Raw genomic sequence first — 18,303 nt, forward strand, 5'->3', positions numbered from 1 at the left:
CTTTTTTTGTTTTTGTTTTATTGGTACGTCAAAGTAAATCAAAATATAAACGTTCGCTTATTAATTTATGTTGAAATTATGGAAGGATTTAACGTATATTTAGATCTGATCTTTATGTTATAGACAGAGGTGATTGATTGAGCACAACAAAAAAGCGCGTTCAAGTCATTGATGGACTGCGTGGATTCAGTCTGGTCGGCATTGTACTGGCGAATATGCTGGCTTTCCAATATGGAATGTATGGCCAGAGCAAACCCCAACTGTTCGGGATTGGCGGAGCAGATCAGGCTTTCCTCTTATTCCTGCTGATCACTGTGGTGGGCAGTTTTATGCCGATTTTTGCATTTATGTTTGGCTTTGGAATGGTTAAGCTCTCGGAAAGCCTAAAATCACGAGATTTACGACCAAAGTGTCATCTGGCACGCCGTTTTCTACTACTGTTTGGAATCGGATTACTGCACATCATCTATCTATGGGAAGGGGATATCCTTACATTTTATGGTGTACTCGGTTTCTTCTTGCTCATGTTCCTTAATCGGAAGCCCAAAACGCTACTCATATGGGCGGTACTGCTACTCATGGGAGCGGGCATACTTGGTCTCCCGGCATCTAATCCGATGAACCCGCTGGCGATTGAGTCCATTCATATGGAGAACTACATCATTCAAAGTCAGGATGTATACGGCAACGGCACATACGCGGAAATCAGGAATTTCAGTAATAACGGCGATCCATTCGGCGGGGATTTGGAGCTGTCATTTGCCCTGATAGCCCTGATGTTAGCACCACTCATGACGGTGCCGATGTTCCTGCTCGGCATGCACGCTGCCAGAATAGGCACGTTTAGCGATCCCCAAACGATGCGAGCTATATATCTTCGCCGGGCATCATTATTGATTCCGGTAGGTTTGATACTCAAAGCATACGGTGTATTGGCGCCACAATTGGGTGCGGAAGGTTGGCTCGGAATCGGAATCGGGGGGACGCTTGGAGGAGCGTTGCTTGCACTCGGATACATATACGCATTCGCGCTGTTGTATGCTGGAAACCGCCGTTTCAGCCTGATGGGCAGGTTCGAGGCGGTCGGCCGTCTCTCGTTGACGAATTATCTGATGCAGAGCGTAATCTGTACAACAATTTTCTATGGATATGGCCTGGGACTGTTTGGAAGTGCTGGCGTGTTTATCGGAGCAATTATTGCGCTTGCTGTCTACGGTATTCAATTGTGGCTCAGTCCGCTATATCTTAAGAAATTTAGCAATGGACCTGTCGAGTATATCCTACGGATTTGGACTTATCTGTCCTGGAAAGGGCAGCCAAGAAAGAAGAAAAGATCAAATTTAACTACGAATGAAAACGCGCCTGGTGTCCAGTAAGCATAAAGTGTTATCGTGAAACGCAAAAAGAAGCTCGTTCCACCAAAAGAAAGGGCTTCTTTATGTCGTAACGATCATCTTCCTAATGTTTCCTGTTATAATTAGTAATTATTTATAGATTCAACATATCAACCCTAATACATAAGCTAACTAATATAGTGCGGGCAGTGGTAAGGTAATGCGAAATGAAAGATGAAGCATATACATTCAACTGTTTCCACTCAAGCTTGAAAGGATCATTATTGTGCTAAAAATAATTAATTTTCTTCTTTTCTTGCTGATCATTTGGGTAGTCATCTTTTATCCTTTTCGTTTTGCTTGGTTTGAAGGTTTGAAACAGATACCTGCAGATCTTCATGTTATTTATTTACTTTTCTTGTTCTTTGGGTATCTGATCTGTTCATCGGCTATGGGACTTATGGTTGGCAAGATGTTTTTTAAACGAAAAGAACAGTGAGTATGTGTAAGTATGGAGGTTGGAGAATTATGAAGTTACATACTAAAAGACTTTCTCAAGAAATAGAAGATCTGCACTCAGGGAAATATTTTTCATAGGATACTCTGCTGGAGATTAGGTATTCATATAAAAGTGGCTAAAGCAGCGGCTTTTTTTGTTTAATCCATGTAATTGCCTATCTCAAAGGTTGAGGGGAAAGAACTTATTCCAATGATCAATTAGATAATTATGCATCACTTTTGCTTTCGATACGCCACCAATCGCATTAACCATTGCCGTGGAAGCAATGAAGGAGTTTGCTACATAATAGCCTTACGCTGATAAATAAACGGAAAGTGCTATCCAGAGAAAAACCACTCCTTTGCCGGAGTGGCTTCTTTGGATCATACGGAATAAGTGAATTAGTAGACAGTATATAACCCGAAAAAAATAGTTCGATTACCGACAGGTAATCCATCTCCAATCGTTAGACTACCGCCGACATTAGATAATCGCCTTGCTTCACTTCCTGTTCAGTAGTTTTTAACACGTCCAAGTAGTTGGCGGAGTTGGTAACGATGACTGAGGTGGCAGTGATGTAACCGGCTGTCCGGATTTGCTCCGCGTCAAACTCTACAAGCAGTTGCCCGCAAGAAACCCGATCGCCCTCTTTAACTTTTTTCTCAAAAAATTGTCCTTTTAGCTTTACCGTATTCACTCCAATATGGATCAGAAGCTCCATGCCACTGTCCGTGGTCAGACCGAGCGCATGACCGGTAGGGAATACGGTGGTTACGACACCATTGATTGGCGATACCAAAATTCCATCAGTGGGTTCAATGACAAGCCCCTGTCCCATGGCACCTGAAGAGAAGGCGGGATCGGGCAAATCTTCAAGTAGCTGAACACTGCCTTTAAGCGGACTCACAATGATTTCCTTGTTTAACCGAGATTCACTTGGCTCAATCGCTTGTTTTTCCTGTCCAGAAGTTTCAATCTGCGGCTCCTCAACAGTAGCCTCAAGATCCTTGAATCCAAGCAGCAACGTGAGTAGAAAAGCCAGGACAAAAGATACGGAAACACCGATCACAACCGAGGCGAACCCCGTTGTCACGTAAGTAGGAAAAGCGAGCAGGCTGGGAAGTGAGTAAGCGACTGCCCGACCACCCCCGACTCCGATAATTGCGCCCCCGATCGCTGCGGAAATACATGCGTAAATGAACGGTTTTTTCAATCGTAAAGTAACTCCGTAAATGCCTGGTTCCGTAATTCCGAAAATCGCAGTAATCGTAGCAGATCCGGAAAGGGTTTTAAGCTGTGAATTGCGGGTTTTCAGCATAACGGCGAGCAAAGCACCGGCTTGAGCCAGCACGGCTGCGGTCAACATCGGGCGCATTAAATCATAGCCTATTGTCGCCAGATTATTAAGTGTAATTGGAAGAAAAGCCCAGTGGAGTCCAAAGATAACAATGACCTGCCAGAAACCACCAGTGACTGCTCCTGCCAACATTGGGCTGAATTGCATGAGTGAGGTAAAACCGCTAGCTAACCCCTGACTAACACTGTTGCCGATCGGTCCAAAAGCAAGAATGGTAAGCGGGACGACAATTAGAAGCGACAGCATCGGCACAAGAATATTGCGGATAGACTGGTGAATAATCGAGTTGAACCATTTTTCTATATGAGATTGAACCCACACCGCCAGAAGGATTGGAAACACGGTGGAAGTGTACATCACAAGCACAATGGGGATGCCTAAGAAATCATAAGTTTGACCGCTATTAAACGCAGCGGAAATGGTCGGAAAGACCAGGGCTCCTGCAATAGCCAAGGATACGTTCATATTAGCTTTGAATTTCCTTGCGGCAGTAACTGCCAAAAATATGGGCAAAAAGGTGAATACACTGCTTGATGCCGCGTTTAAAATTAGATAAGTTCCTGAGGTGTCATCTAGCCAGCCGAGCGCCACAGACAAAACAACCAGACCTTTGAGCAATCCAGCTCCAGCTAGCGCACTGAGCAGCGGGGAAAAAACACTGGAAATAAGATCTACGGTTTTTCCGAATATTCCTGTTTTTTCTGCATTCTCTTTAGTATCCGTTTTGCTGCCGCCATCTTGAAGGTTGGTGTGCTCCATGATTCCTTCATAAACTTTGGACACGTTGTTGCCGATGACGACTTGAAATTGACCGCCGCTTTTCACAACGGTGATGACTCCAGCTGTATTTTTCAACGCCTGTTCATTCGCTTTTGTATGATCTTTCAGTGTGAATCTAAGCCTGGTTGCACAGTGATATACATCATTCACATTAGATTCACCTCCAACAAGTTCAATAACACGTATGGACAGTTCTTTGTCTTTATTACTCATAGCATATTGCCTCCTTCATGATGGGTAATTGATCTCAGGTTGTGAGCTGTTCGTTCCTGATGTGCCGGCTTACATCGTTTCACTTCCAAAAAGCAGCAAAACCTGAACTCGTGGCAAAATAAAAAGAAAAATCATTTTGCCATCAGTCCAGGTTTTGCCTGCTTTACCAGTCACAATCCTTTATCCTAATGTGTTGTATATGAAGTTTTAGCTTGAAAGAAATAGGGCTATAAAGTGCTTCGTTCAGTAAGCCGCTGGATATGAATGGTTAAGTAAACGAATTCATCTTTGTTTAAGGACTGTACATACGTTTTTTCTAAGTACTCGTTGATCTTGCAAGTGCAAGAAAAGGCTCTGACATAAGTCTTTTTCACCTGCTGATATAAAAAATCTTCGCCGCTTTGGTGAATCTCGTGGCGCAATAAGCGCATGGCGAAATATTGAAGGTGTGTTAAGAAACGCGAATAATTTAAGCTCGATTCATCAAGAACGGTGCCGTAATGGTACGTGACGATTTTCAAAATCTCGTTGACAATTTCAGTCATCTTTATCGTCAATTTCATTTCCGTGCCGTCAAGTCGGGCATTGACGACATGTAAGGCGATAAACCCAGCCTCATCTTCCCCGAGCGAAACTCCAATCATGTCGCTGATTAACTGCAAAGCATCCAATCCGATACTGAATTCCGTTTTATAGAAACGTTTAATTTCGAACAACATGGCATTTTTAATCTCCATACCTTTGTTCTTACGTTGGATGGCAAAACTAATATGGTCGGTTAACGACAGATAAATATTGTCGCTGAGTTCAGTACCAAGGACATGGTTGGCGTGTTTTACGATCTCGTTCACAACTTCGAAATGAACGGCGGGTAATTCATGTATCAGTTCAGCCATTTTTACAGCAAATGCATGCTCGGCTAAATGGAAGATTTTATCGATCTTGTGTTCATCGACCTCATCACCTGCACTTTTTTGGAAGGAGATGCCTTTACCCATAACGATGACTTCCTTCCCCTTTGTATTGCGGGTCAGCAGAAGGTTATTGTTTAATACTTTTTCAATAATCATGTGCATCGGCTCCTTGTTTTCTGCAATATGCATAAAAAAAACCTAAGATAGTTCAAACGCCGCCAATTGGTTAACGGCATTCAAACTTTCTTAGGTATTGCCCGAATCAACGGATGGTAAAAGCGGCGGGAATCGACTGTGATATTCACTTGACGCTTAATCGAAGAGAAGCGTTGGCCGATGCCGATTTTGTCACCACCCAATTCCGGGTCGGCCTTTTGGAAGCTCGTATTAAGGACGAAACGATTCCGATTAGCCATGGGATGATTGGTCAGGAAACCAACGGAGCAGGTGGGATGTTCAAAGCATTCCGTACCATTCCGGTCGTTCTTGGAATTGTTGAGGACATGAAGGAACTTTGCCCAGATGCTTGGTTAATCAATTTCACGAACCCTGCGGGAATGGTAACGGAAGCTGTGCTCCAATATGGTAAATGGGAGAAGGTCATTGGTTTGTGCAATGTTCCGATTATTTCCTCCAAGAATGAAGCTGCTGTTCTGGAAAAAAATGAAGAGGAACTGTTCTTCAAATTTGCCGGTATTAATCACCTTCACTGGCACAAAATTTATGACCGAGATGGTAAAGAGCTAACTAAACAGGCCATCGAAAAGCTCTACGGTCCTGATGCCGAGCCAGAAAAAATGGTAGAAAATATAAAAAGTATGCGTTTCTTGTATGAGCAAATTCTCCAACTGGGTATGCTGCCTTGTCCTTATCACCGGTACTATTACATGACCGACAGCATGCTTGAAGAGGAAGTAGAAGCGGTCAATGGCGAAGGAACTCGCGGGCAGGTTGTGAAACGCCTGGAGGAAAGTTTGTTTGAACTTTATAAAGATCCTAACCTGAATTACAAGCCTAAGGAATTGGAAAAACGCGGAGGTGCTTATTACAGCGACGCAGCTTGTGAAGTTATTAATTCCGTATATAACAACAAGGGAACGCATATGGTAGTCAACACACAGAACCGCGGAGCAATTAGCGATCTACCATATAACAGTGCCATCGAAGTTACAAGTATCATTACAGCCCATGGTGCAGAGCCTGTTCACTTTGGCGCATTCCCGTCCGCACAAAAAGGGCTATTGCAGGTGATGAAGGCAATGGAGGAACTGACGATCGAAGCAGCGGTCACAGGAGATTATGCAACCGCTCTACAAGCATTCACACTTAATCCGCTCGTTACCAGCGGTGACATTGCTAAGGTAGTTTTAGATGAAATGTTGGAAGCGCATAAAGAACATCTTCCGCAATTTCACAAATAATTTATTTAGAGATTGAAGTCATTCAGGCCTGTCCCTCATATAGGGACAGGCCTGAATGTTGTTCGTTCATGAAGTTTAACGGGATGGAAGAGAAAAGAACTCATGATCTCAAATGGGCTCTTTTCTTCGTTTAAAAGGATGGATGTTGTTTTATGTAGATTTTCGTTCAATCAGTCTAAACTGAAGAGGATGAAGATTGGATGCCGAATTTTCCAGCATACTCATAATAATATTAAAGGCATTCTCTGCTTGTTTATCCACGGGGTAATGGATCGTTGTCAGATCCAGCAGGTGAGCGCTGTCTGTATTATCAAATCCCATGATTCCCACATCATCCGGAACCGAAAACCCCGAGCGTTGAATCTCCGTTAAAATACCTGCTGCTACCTCATCAGTCGAACAGGAAATGGCATCCGGCTTGTCCGTTTGTTCTATCCACCATCGCGCTATTTCCTCACCATCATGAATGGTGACTTTATTATGAAATTGCGGAAAGCCAGTGTTCTTCAACCCATGCTTCTGTACAAAATCCTCATAAGCTCTTATTCGCTCCAAGGTATTCTGTCCTTTGGACGAATACACGTTCAAAATTTTACGATAACCTCTGGCATACAGATATTCGAGACCCAGCGTATAACCTTGATATTGGTCCATAAATACGGACGGTATGGTGTCGCTGGTAAGACGCTGCCATGTTACAATTGGCCCATATTTCGTATAGGATTCGATGATATCCCACTCAATCGTCCGTACCAGACAAAGAAGGGCATCCACCTGTTTACTGCGTAACATTTCAAGCGCTACAAGCTCCTTATCACGATCTCCGTCTGTCATAAAAAGCATAATGTTGAATCCGTATTTTTGGGATATCATGTGGAATGAACGGACAAGTGACATCAAAAGGGGATTGTAAGTAACACCCATAACACCGATGACTTTTGTCGCTCCATTTTTTAAGGACTTTGCATTTGAATTAGGGACATAATCCAATTGCTCAATGATGTTCAAGACTTTTTCTCTTGTTAAATCGCTTACATAAGGATGTCGATTAATTACCCTTGAAACGGTTGCTGTAGAAACGCCTGCAAGACGTGCAATCTCTTGAATATTTGCCATCTGATCCACCTCATCATAAGGATAGCACGATTTTAATTGTTTACAAGGTAGAGGCCATCATCTCGATATGTGACCAGATAATGGCATGTTAGATGTTGAGAACAAAAACTTAAATCCTCACAAAGTGACACGTATTTTTCATATACCTTCTACGTTGGTTGACAAACCAAAACCACGTTTGTTAGAAGCTCACCTTTAACAAACGTGGTCGAGACGGCGGCTAGATAAGACGCTAAGAGCTTGAGTTTGTCCTTTCCGCCAGTTTAGTAATCAACTCGATATCTTGTTCGGTTAATTGTTCAAAAAAATGTTTGCGTATTGCCTTGGAGAGGTAGGGACGGGCATCATCTAACATTGATTTTCCAGAAGAAGTGATACTGACTTGTACTCCACGATCGTTGTCTAATGGTTTCTTCATCACGAGTCCACGTTTTTCCATACGCTTCAGATGATGAGATAATCGACTTTTATCCCAGTCCATAGAGTCGGCTAATTCCTGTTGGCGAAGGCTACCATCCCCAAAAAGGACTAATCGGTCCAATACTCCAAAATCACCCTCCGACAATCCTGAGTGATCGGCCATATCTTTGACGATACGACCGAAGATGGTCTGAAAGGAACCTTTCCACATATGCCATATTCGCATTTCTTCTTCGTTAAGTTCATTTTTATCCATAGGAGCATAATAACATGGTTGACGCGTCAACTTCAATGTGCTAAATTTGATCCAAGGTTGACGCGTCAACTTAGTTCATATGGACCCACCAATCACAAAAAAAGGAGATTATAACTATGCAAGATAAACCTGTCGCTCTGGTCACCGGGGCTAATAAAGGTATCGGCCTTCAAATTGCGAAGAATCTCACGAAACAAGGATTCACCGTGCTCGTTGGATCTCGCAGCCTCGAGAATGGAGAAACTGCCTCAAAAAGCATCGGTTCAGATTCACACGCTCTCCAGCTCGACGTTACAGATGAAAACTCCATCGCTGCTGCTGCTGAACGTATTCGGAACGAATTTGGTCGTCTCGATGTACTCGTGAACAATGCGGGGATCTCGCACGCAGGCAGATCGGGTGAATCATTTCCGAACGGTGGCGCAGCGAGTGGTCTTTTGACCGTTGCTTCGCTTGAAGATATTCGTACAGTTTATGAGACTAATGTTTTTGGAGTTATTGCTGTTACGCAGGCGATGTTGCCACTTTTGCGGGAGGCCCCGGCAGCACGTATCGTCAACATAGGCAGTACCGGCGGCTCCCTTAGCTGGAACTCTATTCCCGAAAACTCGCATCGTGCGATGTTTGGTGCCTATTCGGCATCAAAATCAGCTGTTCATGCGGTGACACTTGCCTTTGCATTTGCGCTTGAATCAACAAACATCAAGGTCAATGCGGCATGTCCAGGCTTCACATCGACTGCGCTTAATAATTTTGCTGGTACTCGTAGTGTTGAACAAGGGGCTCGTGAAGCGGTCCGGCTGGCGATGATTGGAGCGGATGGCCCAACAGGAACATTCTCAGATGAGGATGGACCCATTGCTTGGTGATCATAGTTATACAATGAGGGTGAGTAACTTAAGGAGGATTTCAGGATGCGCGTTTTCGTAACAGGAGCAACAGGCTACATCGGTTCCGCTGTCACCAGCGAACTTATTGAAAGGGGGCATCAGGTCATCGGTCTCGTGCGTTCAGACAGTAGTGCTGCGAAACTAAAAGAGTCCGGGGCCGAAGTACACCGCGGTGACATCAACGATCTTGACAGCCTCCGTAGTGGTGCAGCTGCTGCGGATGGCGTCATTCATCTGGCATTCCATCACGACTTTTCGAACTTCGCTGGAGCACTCACAACAGATCTGCATGCCGTAGAAGCGATGGGGGCGGCACTTGAAGGATCTGGCAAGCCGTTTGTAATCACCACACATGTGAATGGAGTGGCAACGGAGAACATAGTGTTAGCGCTGGCAGGGCGTGGAGTGCGTACATCGATTGTAGAGCTTTGTCCATCGGTACACGGTGAGGGTGACACAGGATTTGTTCCGAGCCTGATCAATATTGCCAAGATTAAGGGCTTCTCAGCCTATGTGGGAGAGGGGAACAACCGCTGGCCGGCTGTGCATCGCCTTGATGCCGCGCATCTATATTGTCTGGCGTTAGAAAAGGCACCCGCTGGTTCACGACTAGATGGGGTCGCAGATGAAGGAGTGCCATTTTGCGACATCGCGAGTGCTATTGGTGAGCAGCTGAATGTACCTGTAGTCAGCATTTCACGCGAAGAGGCAGATGCCCATTTTGGCTTTCTCAGCACACTCGCAGCGCTCGATATCCCGAGATCAAGCGTTGCAACACAGGAACTTATGGGATGGCGGCCAGTGCAACCTTCACTGATTCCCGACCTTAAACAGTCTCATTACTTCAACAACTGATTGGAATTTTCACGCCTTTTTTAAAAAAATAACAACTATTTATAGAAGCCACTCCATTCATCAGGGGTGGCTTCTTCTTTTGCTAATGTATTCTTAAGACATGGGAAAAATAGGTTCTTGAATTTCTTTCCCGATATACAGCCGAATCCGAGATTGTGATAGGCTGTATCTACAAAAGTATTACACATTCTAAATGGAAGGGGATGATTTATCTGGATCAGGAACTTACGACCACGATTGCTATCGAATTTAAGAACAATCAGAAGGTGTTGAATGCGATCGGAGACGAGACTCGGCAAGCCATCCTCATAGCCTTGATTCAAGGGCCGCAAAAACCCGGTATGCGCGTAGGAGAGATCAGGATGAAAACTCACCTTTCCCGACCGACCGTATCACATCATCTGAAAATATTGAAAGAATCACAGATTATAAGTGTTCGTAAAGAAGGAACTCTCAACTATTACAGACTAGACTCCGGTAGCAAGTTGAAATTGTTGAAAAACCTGGTGAACGAGATAGAAAAGTTGCTAACGCAATGTGAAGAACAAGCATCGGAACAACAATTAGAAAAAACGGGGAGGGGGAGTTGCGAATGAATCAGACAGTCGCAGCGGCAAACGGAGTGGACATTCCTCAACTCGGGTTCGGCCTATATAAGATCAAAGACGGGGGGACCTTCGAAAGGACTGTCGAGGAGGCTATTCGAATGGGTTATCGCCATTTCGATACGGCCAAAATTTACGGAAATGAAGCGGTGTTAGGTCGGGTCATCCAAAACAGCGGCATTCCCAGGGAGGAGTTCTTCATTACCTCCAAGGTATGGACGACAGACCTGGGGTACCGTGCGACGAAAAAGGCGTTCGAGAAGACTTGCCAGAAGCTGAATGTGACATATCTGGATATGTATTTGATTCATTTTGCAGGTCCTCAATACGTGAATGCCTGGAAGGCGATGGAAGAGTTATACGACGCAGGTAAAATCAAAGTTATAGGTGTAGCCAATTTCGAGATCCGGCATCTGGAGCATCTGAAGAAACATTCCCGGATTTCGCCGATGGTAAATCAGATCGAGACCCATCCGGAATTTCCGCAACACGAATTGCATGATTATATGGTTCGACATCGGATTCTGCATGAGGCTTGGGGACCGTTGGGGCAGGGAAGCAAAGCGCTGCTGGAGCATCCGGAGCTGGTGGCAATTGCCCTTTGCCATCAGAAGTCGGTTGCGCAAGTCATTTTGCGCTGGCATCTGCAACGCGGAATTATTGTCATCCCCAAATCAACGAATCCTCAACGGATAAAAGAGAACAAAGAAACATTCGACTTTGAGTTGAATGAGAGGGAAATGGAACAAATACGACGGTTGGACACGGGTAAGAGATATTCCGTAAGTCCAAATGGCTACATGGTCAACCCGATTTATATCAATTTGCTGAAGTTATTTATTCGTTCTCATTGATGGATCATAATTCGATTTTGAACAACAACCGGATACTCAAATTTGGTGGTCATTCCCCAAAAGCTTCTTTCTTCCCGAACATGAAACGACACTTCGATTCCCGAAGTCCAGTTGAGTATATAAAAAAGGTGTCTATACGTAATTATTTTCTTGGGGCTGTCCTGTGAGTCATGAGCATGACCGGGTACAGCCCTTTGTCAGGGTTATACAGTTCTAACGGACCTAGCACACGCTATTTGCTCTCATTTGCATAGGTTTGAATTCTAACGAATCATAGAGACGTTATTTCATCGAGTTGGTCCATTTATAGTGCGGTAGGTTCGTTAGCGCTTGAAGCGAAGGGAATTCCTTTTGAGATAGTCCCAGCTTTACATTCGATGAGTTGTTCTTCAGCAATCGCTTTTAAAATATTGTAAATCCATGTAGAGACATGATAAGATGAGAAGAGATTCGTTTGAATGAGGTTACCTAAATCAAAATTTGGGGGTGTTATTATATTGAACAACAATAACATTAAAGTTGGTGTCTCTAATAAAGAAGGCCAGTTAGGTTTTGTCTTTTCGAGAGGTGGTCTGCGAGAAGGTTCCGGGAGAAAGAGTATAGGTGTGACTAAAAAAATATCTTTAACTCTAACAGAGGACATGTGGGGGGAAATCGAAAACCATTGCACAGAGCATAAACTTTCTCGTTCGGAGGCTATACGTAACATCATTGAGTCCTTCTATACAAAATAATTTTTTTATTCGAGGTAGGTGACGTCTTTGCTGGTAGAGATAACAAAAAATTCTCTTATGAATGCCATACAATATGTGATAAAGGCAGTAGCAGCAAATAGTTCAATACCTATTCTTCAAGGAATACATATTCAAGCAGGTGCAGATGGCGTTACTTTTACGGCAAGTAATACAAGTATGACGATACAGTCTATGATTGCTCAAGATGGTGTTTCTCTGACTGTAAAAAGAACAGGGGCTATCGTTATACCATCGCGTTATTTTCACGATATTATTCGTAAATTTAATGGTGACAAAGTTATACTTGAAATTAAAGAGCCAATGATTCTTTCGATTGTATCCGGTCATTCTCAATTACGTTTATGCGGCATGGACCCTACAGAATTCCCTTCCATTGATGATGGAGAGGCGTTCCCTTCTACTAAACTACGCATTAATACTTCCTTACTTCGTTCGACTATTAAACAGCTAGCAATCGTAGCATCAACGTCCGAGACCAGCCCCATATTAACAGGAGTTTCTTTGGAATGCAGTAATGATTGTCTTAACTTAATTGCTACAGATGGAGTGCGGCTTGCATACCGCGTTTTGCATTTAGAAGATGCTACCCACAGCAGTTTGAACGCTGTTATTCCGGCGAAAAATCTCTATGAATTATCGAAAATATTGAACAAAACAGATGACACAACTAAAATTGAAGTGACTAATAACCGAGTTAAATTCATGACAACTGGACTGAAAGTGGAGTCTGCTCTTATTGAAGGAACGTTCCCATCCATAAAGAATGTAATCCCTCAATCTTATTTGTGTGAAATCGCAGTTGATACAGCATGTTTGTTGAAAGCAGTTGAATGTGTAACTGTGATGGCCAGTGAACAAGTGATCAGATTAGTAGCTAATGCAGACACATTAAAACTATTGTCCAAAACAGCCGATGTTGGAGATATTCAGAATGAAATTCCACTATTAGAGATGTGTGGGGAAGAATTTGTGGTATCACTAAATGGAAAGTTTTTTATCGATATACTTCGCAACATAGATTGTGAGATCATCCGATTAAGATACTCCGGGAAAACAAGTCCCATCGTCGTACTTCCAGATGATTCGCTCATGTCTACTCTGTTCTTGATTACTCCAGTGATGACCCGGTGAACCGTATCAGAGGAGCAAGTTTTTTACTGACTTTTTCGTGCAGAAATTGCAAGGTATTCATTATTTATTTCCCATAAAATTACCTTGAAGGGAGGGAATACGATGGATTGGTTGGTCAGGATGAATAGTGCCATGGAATATATCGAAACAAATCTAGCGGACACTATTTCATATGATGAAATAGCACAGAGAGCCTGTTGCTCTACCTATCATTTTCAAAGAATGTTTCCATTTATTACTGGCGTAACGTTATCGGAGTACATTCGACGTCGACGGTTGACATTGGCTGCATTCGAACTGCAGACAACAGGCTCAAAGGTTATTGATGTAGCTATGAAATATGGATATGATTCGCCAGAGGCGTTTGCACGCGCCTTTAAGAATCTTCATGGTATTATGCCTATATCCGCGCGTGATACAGGCGTTTCTCTAAAAGCCTATCCTCGAATGTCCTTTCATATTTCAATAAAAGGGGATGTCGAAATGAATTACCGTATTGAGCAAAGAGATTCTTTTGAGATGTTTGGAGTATATGGAATTATAAATGCAGACCAGAAAACAGCCTTCTCTGAAGTTCCTCAATTCCGTATAAAATGTGATGATGATGGCAGCGTTGATCTTATGAACGACTTACTGGGACGTTTTGGCGATACCATGTTACACGCCGCCCTTTACGATCACACTAAAGAATCTTTCAAATACATGATCTGTTATCATGTACCTAAGGGGCTTGAGATTCCGGAGAGATTCACAAAACTTGCTATCCCAACATTAACGTGGGCGGTCTTCCCGGAGCCGCAGTGTGATATGCAAAAACTATGGGAACGAATCTATTCTGAGTGGTTTCCGACATCTGAATACGAACAGGTTGAGGGCCCTACTTTCGAAATGTATTATGGAATGGCACGACATGGGAATGTTTCAGGAGAAATCTGGATACCCGTGAAGAAAAAATAACGCTCTTATGCGATCAAAATGCAGGTGTTAACGAAGATGAAAACTGAACAAATTTAGATTATAATATAGGGCCATCTCCACAAAGGATGGCCCTATAACTTGCCGTTGCAAATAGCGCGGATAACCTTAACACAAATAGAAGGATAGGGGATATTGTTCGATTATTTTATATTGAAGGGGCTAGGTATGGATATTAAAATACGAGAAATTATATCAGATGATTATGCTGAAGTTGTTTTTTTATGGAATGATGTACTTGAAATTCGTAATGTTAATGATGCAGACTTCAGAGTGACTATGGAAGAGATGAATAAGGCCGGGAATTACAAAACATTTGTTGCACTAATAGATAATGATGTCGTCGGTTTTGTAACTATTGTACAGTCATTATCTGTAGGAGTTCCAATAGGTTATCTACATATTCAAGCTCTTGCTGTTAAAAGAGAGCTGCAAAATAGAGGGATAGGCACAAAACTACTAAGACAGACTGAACATTTTGCTAAAGAACGGGGAATATCAAGTATTATTTTATGTAGCGGAATGAAGCGAACCGACGCCCATGCTTTTTATGAGCATAACGGCTATGACAAAGATTCATATTGCTTTGATAAGGTGATCGACCTAACCCATTAATTGTACTAAAAAGACCCAACTCACTCTGTAAACACAAGAGTAGGAAGTTGGGCTTTTTCGGTACTGCATTGGACATATCATTTATGTACATATTCAACCGAAGTCATTGATGGATCATATTTCTGCGGTACTGGTAGGGCGTAACTCCGTATTCGACTTTGAACAACTGGATAAAATATTGATTTTTTCGGTAACCAACCATCTGCGCTATATCGGCTACACGGAGTTCCGAATCTTGAAGCAATTGAGAAGCCTTCTCCAACCTTTTCCTGGAAATGTAGTTTGACACATTTTCGCCTGTCTCCTGTTTAAACAGTTTGGAAAAGTAAACGGGATGGAGATGTGCAACTTTCCCCAGTTCATCCAGGCTAAGGCCATGTGACAGATGGTCTTCGATATACGTTTGTACTTTGTCAACGATAGTTTGAATGGACATCTGTTTGTTGTTTCTGATTCGACTGACCCGATCCAAGAGAGTTGAGGATAGTTCATCAGGATGCCGTAACTGGTGAAATATCCAATCCACGGTTTCAGAGTCATCCTGATCCTTGTCCGCCAGATATACATATAGAATGGTCTCCATGAGAAAGATTATTTTTTGCTTTCGGAGATGGATTTGATCATATTTTTTAATGATATTTCCCGCCGACTCCCAATCACTGCATGACGGAGAATGGTTGAATATCCCGCTGAAGTCTTCTGAGTGCACGTCTTCATTAAGGAAGAACCTGTAGAACATCTGTCGGGTCACGTTTCGATCAGCCAACAAAAATGGAGGAGACGCGACCGATTGCTCCAGTTTGATGGTCAGTTCTGCAGCAACTTCTTCCGGAACAAGACCGAACAGTCGTGTTCCCGCATTCCAAACGAGACGATCCAATTTGTCTCCGACAGCATGTTTTATAACATCTTCATGTTCCTGTGTGAAAACCTCCAGCTTGAAGCAGCAAAAACGGCGTTCCCCTAAAAATTCAGTATACGCATCATACTCTTTCCTGAAGTTCTCGTTATGACCAAGAAGCGAAAGCAGATACCCCAATCCATCGAAGTTCTCCCATGCAACAGATTGAGCGGGCCGTGTCTTTGTAATATTGTTGATGGCTTTGAACATGGCTTTCTCCACATCATCTTTGTCGACAGGTTTGAGCAAGTAGTCCAGCGCTCCTAAACGAATTCCTTGTTGCGCGTATTCGAACTCAGAGTAGCCGGAAAGGATGATCACTTTGGTTGGCAAGTTATGTTGGTGGATATGTTGAAGCAGATCAATACCAGAAACCTCGGGCATTCGTATGTCAGTGATCAGAATATCGATATGGTTTTGAGTCAACATGTCACGGGCTTCAATCGAATTTGTCATCGTCTCGATCTGATGAATGCCAAAGGTGTTCCAATCGAGTAAGTGCTTCATATACTCAACGACATAATGTCCGTCATCCACAATTAATAATCGCATTAGTTATCTCCTTTCACCTCGGGAATGCTGATGAGCAGCAGGACGGACAAGCCGCCCCAATCATTCGTAGTAAAATGTAACCCGCTAAGTTCGCCGTACGTATTTTTCAGACGTTGATTTACATTCCAGAGCCCTACGCCTTTAATTCCTTCAGGCGGGGTATCACTCTCAAGCCGAGCCTCCAGGCTACGGATATCATCAAGCGAAAGACCTTTGCCGTCATCGGAGACCTTGATCGTTATTGCAGCCTCCGTCTGTTTTACATCAATCGTAACCCGATGTGCACCTTGTTGTCCTTCGATTCCATGTTGAATCGCATTTTCAACCACTGGCTGGATGATCAGCGGCATGAGGGGAAGGGAGGCCAGTTCTGGCGGCAGATCAATGCTGTACTCCATTTTTTTGCTGAGAGCCATAATGATCAGGAAATGTTCCGCAAACTGAAGCTCGCTTTCGAGCGTGACTTCATGTCGGTCCAACTTGGTTAAATAACGATAATATTCAGCTAGATGTTTGCTCATGCGCATGACAGAATCAGGTGAGAACTGAGCCACCGACATGATGAAAAACAAACTGTTGTACAAAAAATGAGGATTGATCTGAGCTTGGAGTTGTTGAAGTTCCGCACTTCGTCTTAGTTCCGTTTCAGTCTTCAAAGATACAAACAGATCCTGGATCTCGGTAACCATATGATTAAAACTTCTGAACAGGCTGTAAAACTCTTTGCCCGTATTTTCGGTGATCCGCGTGTTGTGATTACCTTGCTCGACCTGTGAAAACTTTCTCTCCAACAAACGGAGATTACGGTAGTAGTTCCGATAAAACGTAAAGATCACAACCAGACCAAGCGTGAACACGGCTAAAATACTGGTAAAAAAAACTTTACGGTTGCGGTCAATCGGTTGCAGAAAATCATTCGTCTGTGTATATGTAATCAGGTAGGCGTCGATTGATTCAATATATCGGGATAGAACATAGTAATCGTCCGACTTGGTGTGATAATCATATTTCAACGTGATCTCCGGCTGTGGAGAAAGCATATTAGTAACCGCTTTCAATAGATCGTTGTCGACTTCTTTCTCACTCCATAACTGATGGGAATTAAACCAAAAAAAAGCGTTTGAGCTGTCGTTGTTCACAGCCTTTTTCAGCAGATTTTTCAAATAATCGGTATTCAGCTTTACACCAACGACGTACTGAGTCGGTTCATTTTGTCCGGATTTTTGGATGTAAGGGTAGAGGGCAAAGTAATACAAGCTATTGCCGACGATTTGCCATCCCCGTTGATGAACATCCTTGAACGGAAGTCTCGCCTCCGGCGTGCTGTTGGTGGACAGAAACGTTTCTTCAGACTTCCAGTAAATGCCGATTGATTCAATCGATCGACTGGAGAGGAGCGTTTGCCGCAAGCGATCAACGATATCGTTTTTCTTCATTTGGGAATCGTAATTGCTCAGCTCGATAACATGCCTCTGATAAAATCGGACATCACTGTCAGCTGCATATTGAACTCCGTACATGTTAGCCTCGTATATAATCCCGTCCAGAATGCCTTTCACATAATCAAGCTGGTTTTTGGAAGCGCCAATCAGATTTTCTTCAAGTGTCTTGGAGCTTAATCGGTTCATCACGAAAAACAAACTTAACGTCAGCAGCAGAAAAAAAACAAAGAAATAGATAAATCGCTTCATATACATTTTTCTGATCATATGTGTTTCCTTTCATATCGTCACAAGCAGAAGTTTAAACTCCAGATCGGATTAACTTTAATATAAGCCAAACCTTAGAAAAGCGGAAGGGCAGCAACGACGATAAATGAAAGCGGCTTTAAAGTGCTTCAGGGTGGGGTGATGATCTTGA

Annotated in this window: 15 protein-coding genes and 1 pseudogene; 10 read left to right on the top strand and 6 right to left on the bottom strand. The window is 43.2% G+C overall.

Annotated features, from left to right (window positions below; all coding sequences use genetic code 11):
* The first annotated feature begins 137 nt into the window (after window positions 1–137).
* Window positions 138–1,376 carry a DUF418 domain-containing protein gene (locus NSQ20_RS16650; RefSeq protein ID WP_340030363.1) on the top strand — a complete coding sequence of 413 codons (1,239 nt, stop codon included), beginning with the start codon at window positions 138–140 and terminating at the stop codon, window positions 1,374–1,376.
* A 923-nt stretch (window positions 1,377–2,299) separates the two neighbouring features.
* Here NSQ20_RS16650 and NSQ20_RS16655 read toward each other — a convergent pair.
* Together NSQ20_RS16655 and NSQ20_RS16660 are read right to left on the bottom strand one after the other, a co-directional pair.
* Complete coding sequence (locus NSQ20_RS16655; protein ID WP_340020413.1) at window positions 2,300–4,183, bottom strand: beta-glucoside-specific PTS transporter subunit IIABC; 1,884 nt, start codon at window positions 4,181–4,183, stop codon at window positions 2,300–2,302.
* Between the two features lie 227 nt (window positions 4,184–4,410).
* Window positions 4,411–5,253 (bottom strand): PRD domain-containing protein, encoded by an 843-nt coding sequence (locus tag NSQ20_RS16660; RefSeq protein ID WP_036671246.1) that lies wholly within the window; start codon window positions 5,251–5,253, stop codon window positions 4,411–4,413.
* 110 nt (window positions 5,254–5,363) lie between these two features.
* Here NSQ20_RS16660 and NSQ20_RS16665 point away from each other — a divergent pair.
* Window positions 5,364–6,518: pseudogene (locus NSQ20_RS16665) on the top strand (6-phospho-beta-glucosidase); the annotation flags it as partial.
* Between the two features lie 150 nt (window positions 6,519–6,668).
* Here the strand turns inward: NSQ20_RS16665 and NSQ20_RS16670 are convergent.
* Both NSQ20_RS16670 and NSQ20_RS16675 read right to left on the bottom strand, forming a co-directional pair.
* Window positions 6,669–7,634, bottom strand: a complete 966-nt coding sequence (locus tag NSQ20_RS16670) for a LacI family DNA-binding transcriptional regulator (protein ID WP_076253108.1) — start codon at window positions 7,632–7,634, stop codon at window positions 6,669–6,671.
* 232 nt (window positions 7,635–7,866) lie between these two features.
* Window positions 7,867–8,310, bottom strand: coding sequence for a MarR family transcriptional regulator (locus NSQ20_RS16675; protein ID WP_076253214.1), 444 nt, complete (start codon window positions 8,308–8,310; stop codon window positions 7,867–7,869).
* A 116-nt stretch (window positions 8,311–8,426) separates the two neighbouring features.
* Between NSQ20_RS16675 and NSQ20_RS16680 the strand changes: the two genes are divergently transcribed.
* The 8 genes from NSQ20_RS16680 (at window position 8,427) to NSQ20_RS16715 (ending at window position 14,990) form a co-directional block, all read left to right on the top strand.
* Entirely contained in the window at window positions 8,427–9,179 is a 753-nt protein-coding gene (locus NSQ20_RS16680) for an SDR family NAD(P)-dependent oxidoreductase (RefSeq protein WP_100527860.1), read from the top strand.
* A gap of 45 nt (window positions 9,180–9,224) precedes the next feature.
* On the top strand, window positions 9,225–10,055 hold the full coding sequence (locus tag NSQ20_RS16685) for an SDR family oxidoreductase (RefSeq protein ID WP_100527861.1): 831 nt from the start codon (window positions 9,225–9,227) through the stop codon (window positions 10,053–10,055).
* A 203-nt stretch (window positions 10,056–10,258) separates the two neighbouring features.
* Window positions 10,259–10,651, top strand: a complete 393-nt coding sequence (locus NSQ20_RS16690; RefSeq protein ID WP_340030364.1) for a metalloregulator ArsR/SmtB family transcription factor — start codon at window positions 10,259–10,261, stop codon at window positions 10,649–10,651.
* A complete protein-coding gene (locus NSQ20_RS16695) occupies window positions 10,648–11,514 on the top strand; it encodes an aldo/keto reductase (protein WP_100527863.1) in 867 nt (288 codons plus the stop codon). The genes NSQ20_RS16690 and NSQ20_RS16695 overlap by 4 nt, the downstream gene beginning before the upstream one ends.
* A gap of 641 nt (window positions 11,515–12,155) precedes the next feature.
* Window positions 12,156–12,248 (top strand): hypothetical protein, encoded by a 93-nt coding sequence (locus NSQ20_RS16700; RefSeq protein ID WP_308600194.1) that lies wholly within the window; start codon window positions 12,156–12,158, stop codon window positions 12,246–12,248.
* Between the two features lie 27 nt (window positions 12,249–12,275).
* A complete protein-coding gene (gene dnaN / locus NSQ20_RS16705) occupies window positions 12,276–13,400 on the top strand; it encodes a DNA polymerase III subunit beta (RefSeq protein ID WP_340030365.1) in 1,125 nt (374 codons plus the stop codon).
* Window positions 13,401–13,502: 102 nt separating this feature from the next.
* Window positions 13,503–14,357, top strand: a complete 855-nt coding sequence (locus NSQ20_RS16710) for an AraC family transcriptional regulator (RefSeq protein WP_340030366.1) — start codon at window positions 13,503–13,505, stop codon at window positions 14,355–14,357.
* Window positions 14,358–14,543: 186 nt separating this feature from the next.
* Window positions 14,544–14,990 (top strand): GNAT family N-acetyltransferase, encoded by a 447-nt coding sequence (locus NSQ20_RS16715; protein WP_340030367.1) that lies wholly within the window; start codon window positions 14,544–14,546, stop codon window positions 14,988–14,990.
* Window positions 14,991–15,093: 103 nt separating this feature from the next.
* Here the strand turns inward: NSQ20_RS16715 and NSQ20_RS16720 are convergent, their stop codons facing one another.
* Window positions 15,094–16,443 carry a response regulator gene (locus NSQ20_RS16720; RefSeq protein ID WP_340030368.1) on the bottom strand — a complete coding sequence of 450 codons (1,350 nt, stop codon included), beginning with the start codon at window positions 16,441–16,443 and terminating at the stop codon, window positions 15,094–15,096.
* Window positions 16,443–18,152, bottom strand: a complete 1,710-nt coding sequence (locus NSQ20_RS16725; protein ID WP_340030369.1) for a histidine kinase — start codon at window positions 18,150–18,152, stop codon at window positions 16,443–16,445. The genes NSQ20_RS16720 and NSQ20_RS16725 overlap by 1 nt, the downstream gene beginning before the upstream one ends.
* Window positions 18,153–18,303: the final 151 nt, after the last annotated feature.

Source organism: Paenibacillus sp. FSL K6-1122 (genome assembly GCF_037977015.1).
GTDB lineage: Bacteria > Bacillota > Bacilli > Paenibacillales > Paenibacillaceae > Paenibacillus > Paenibacillus amylolyticus.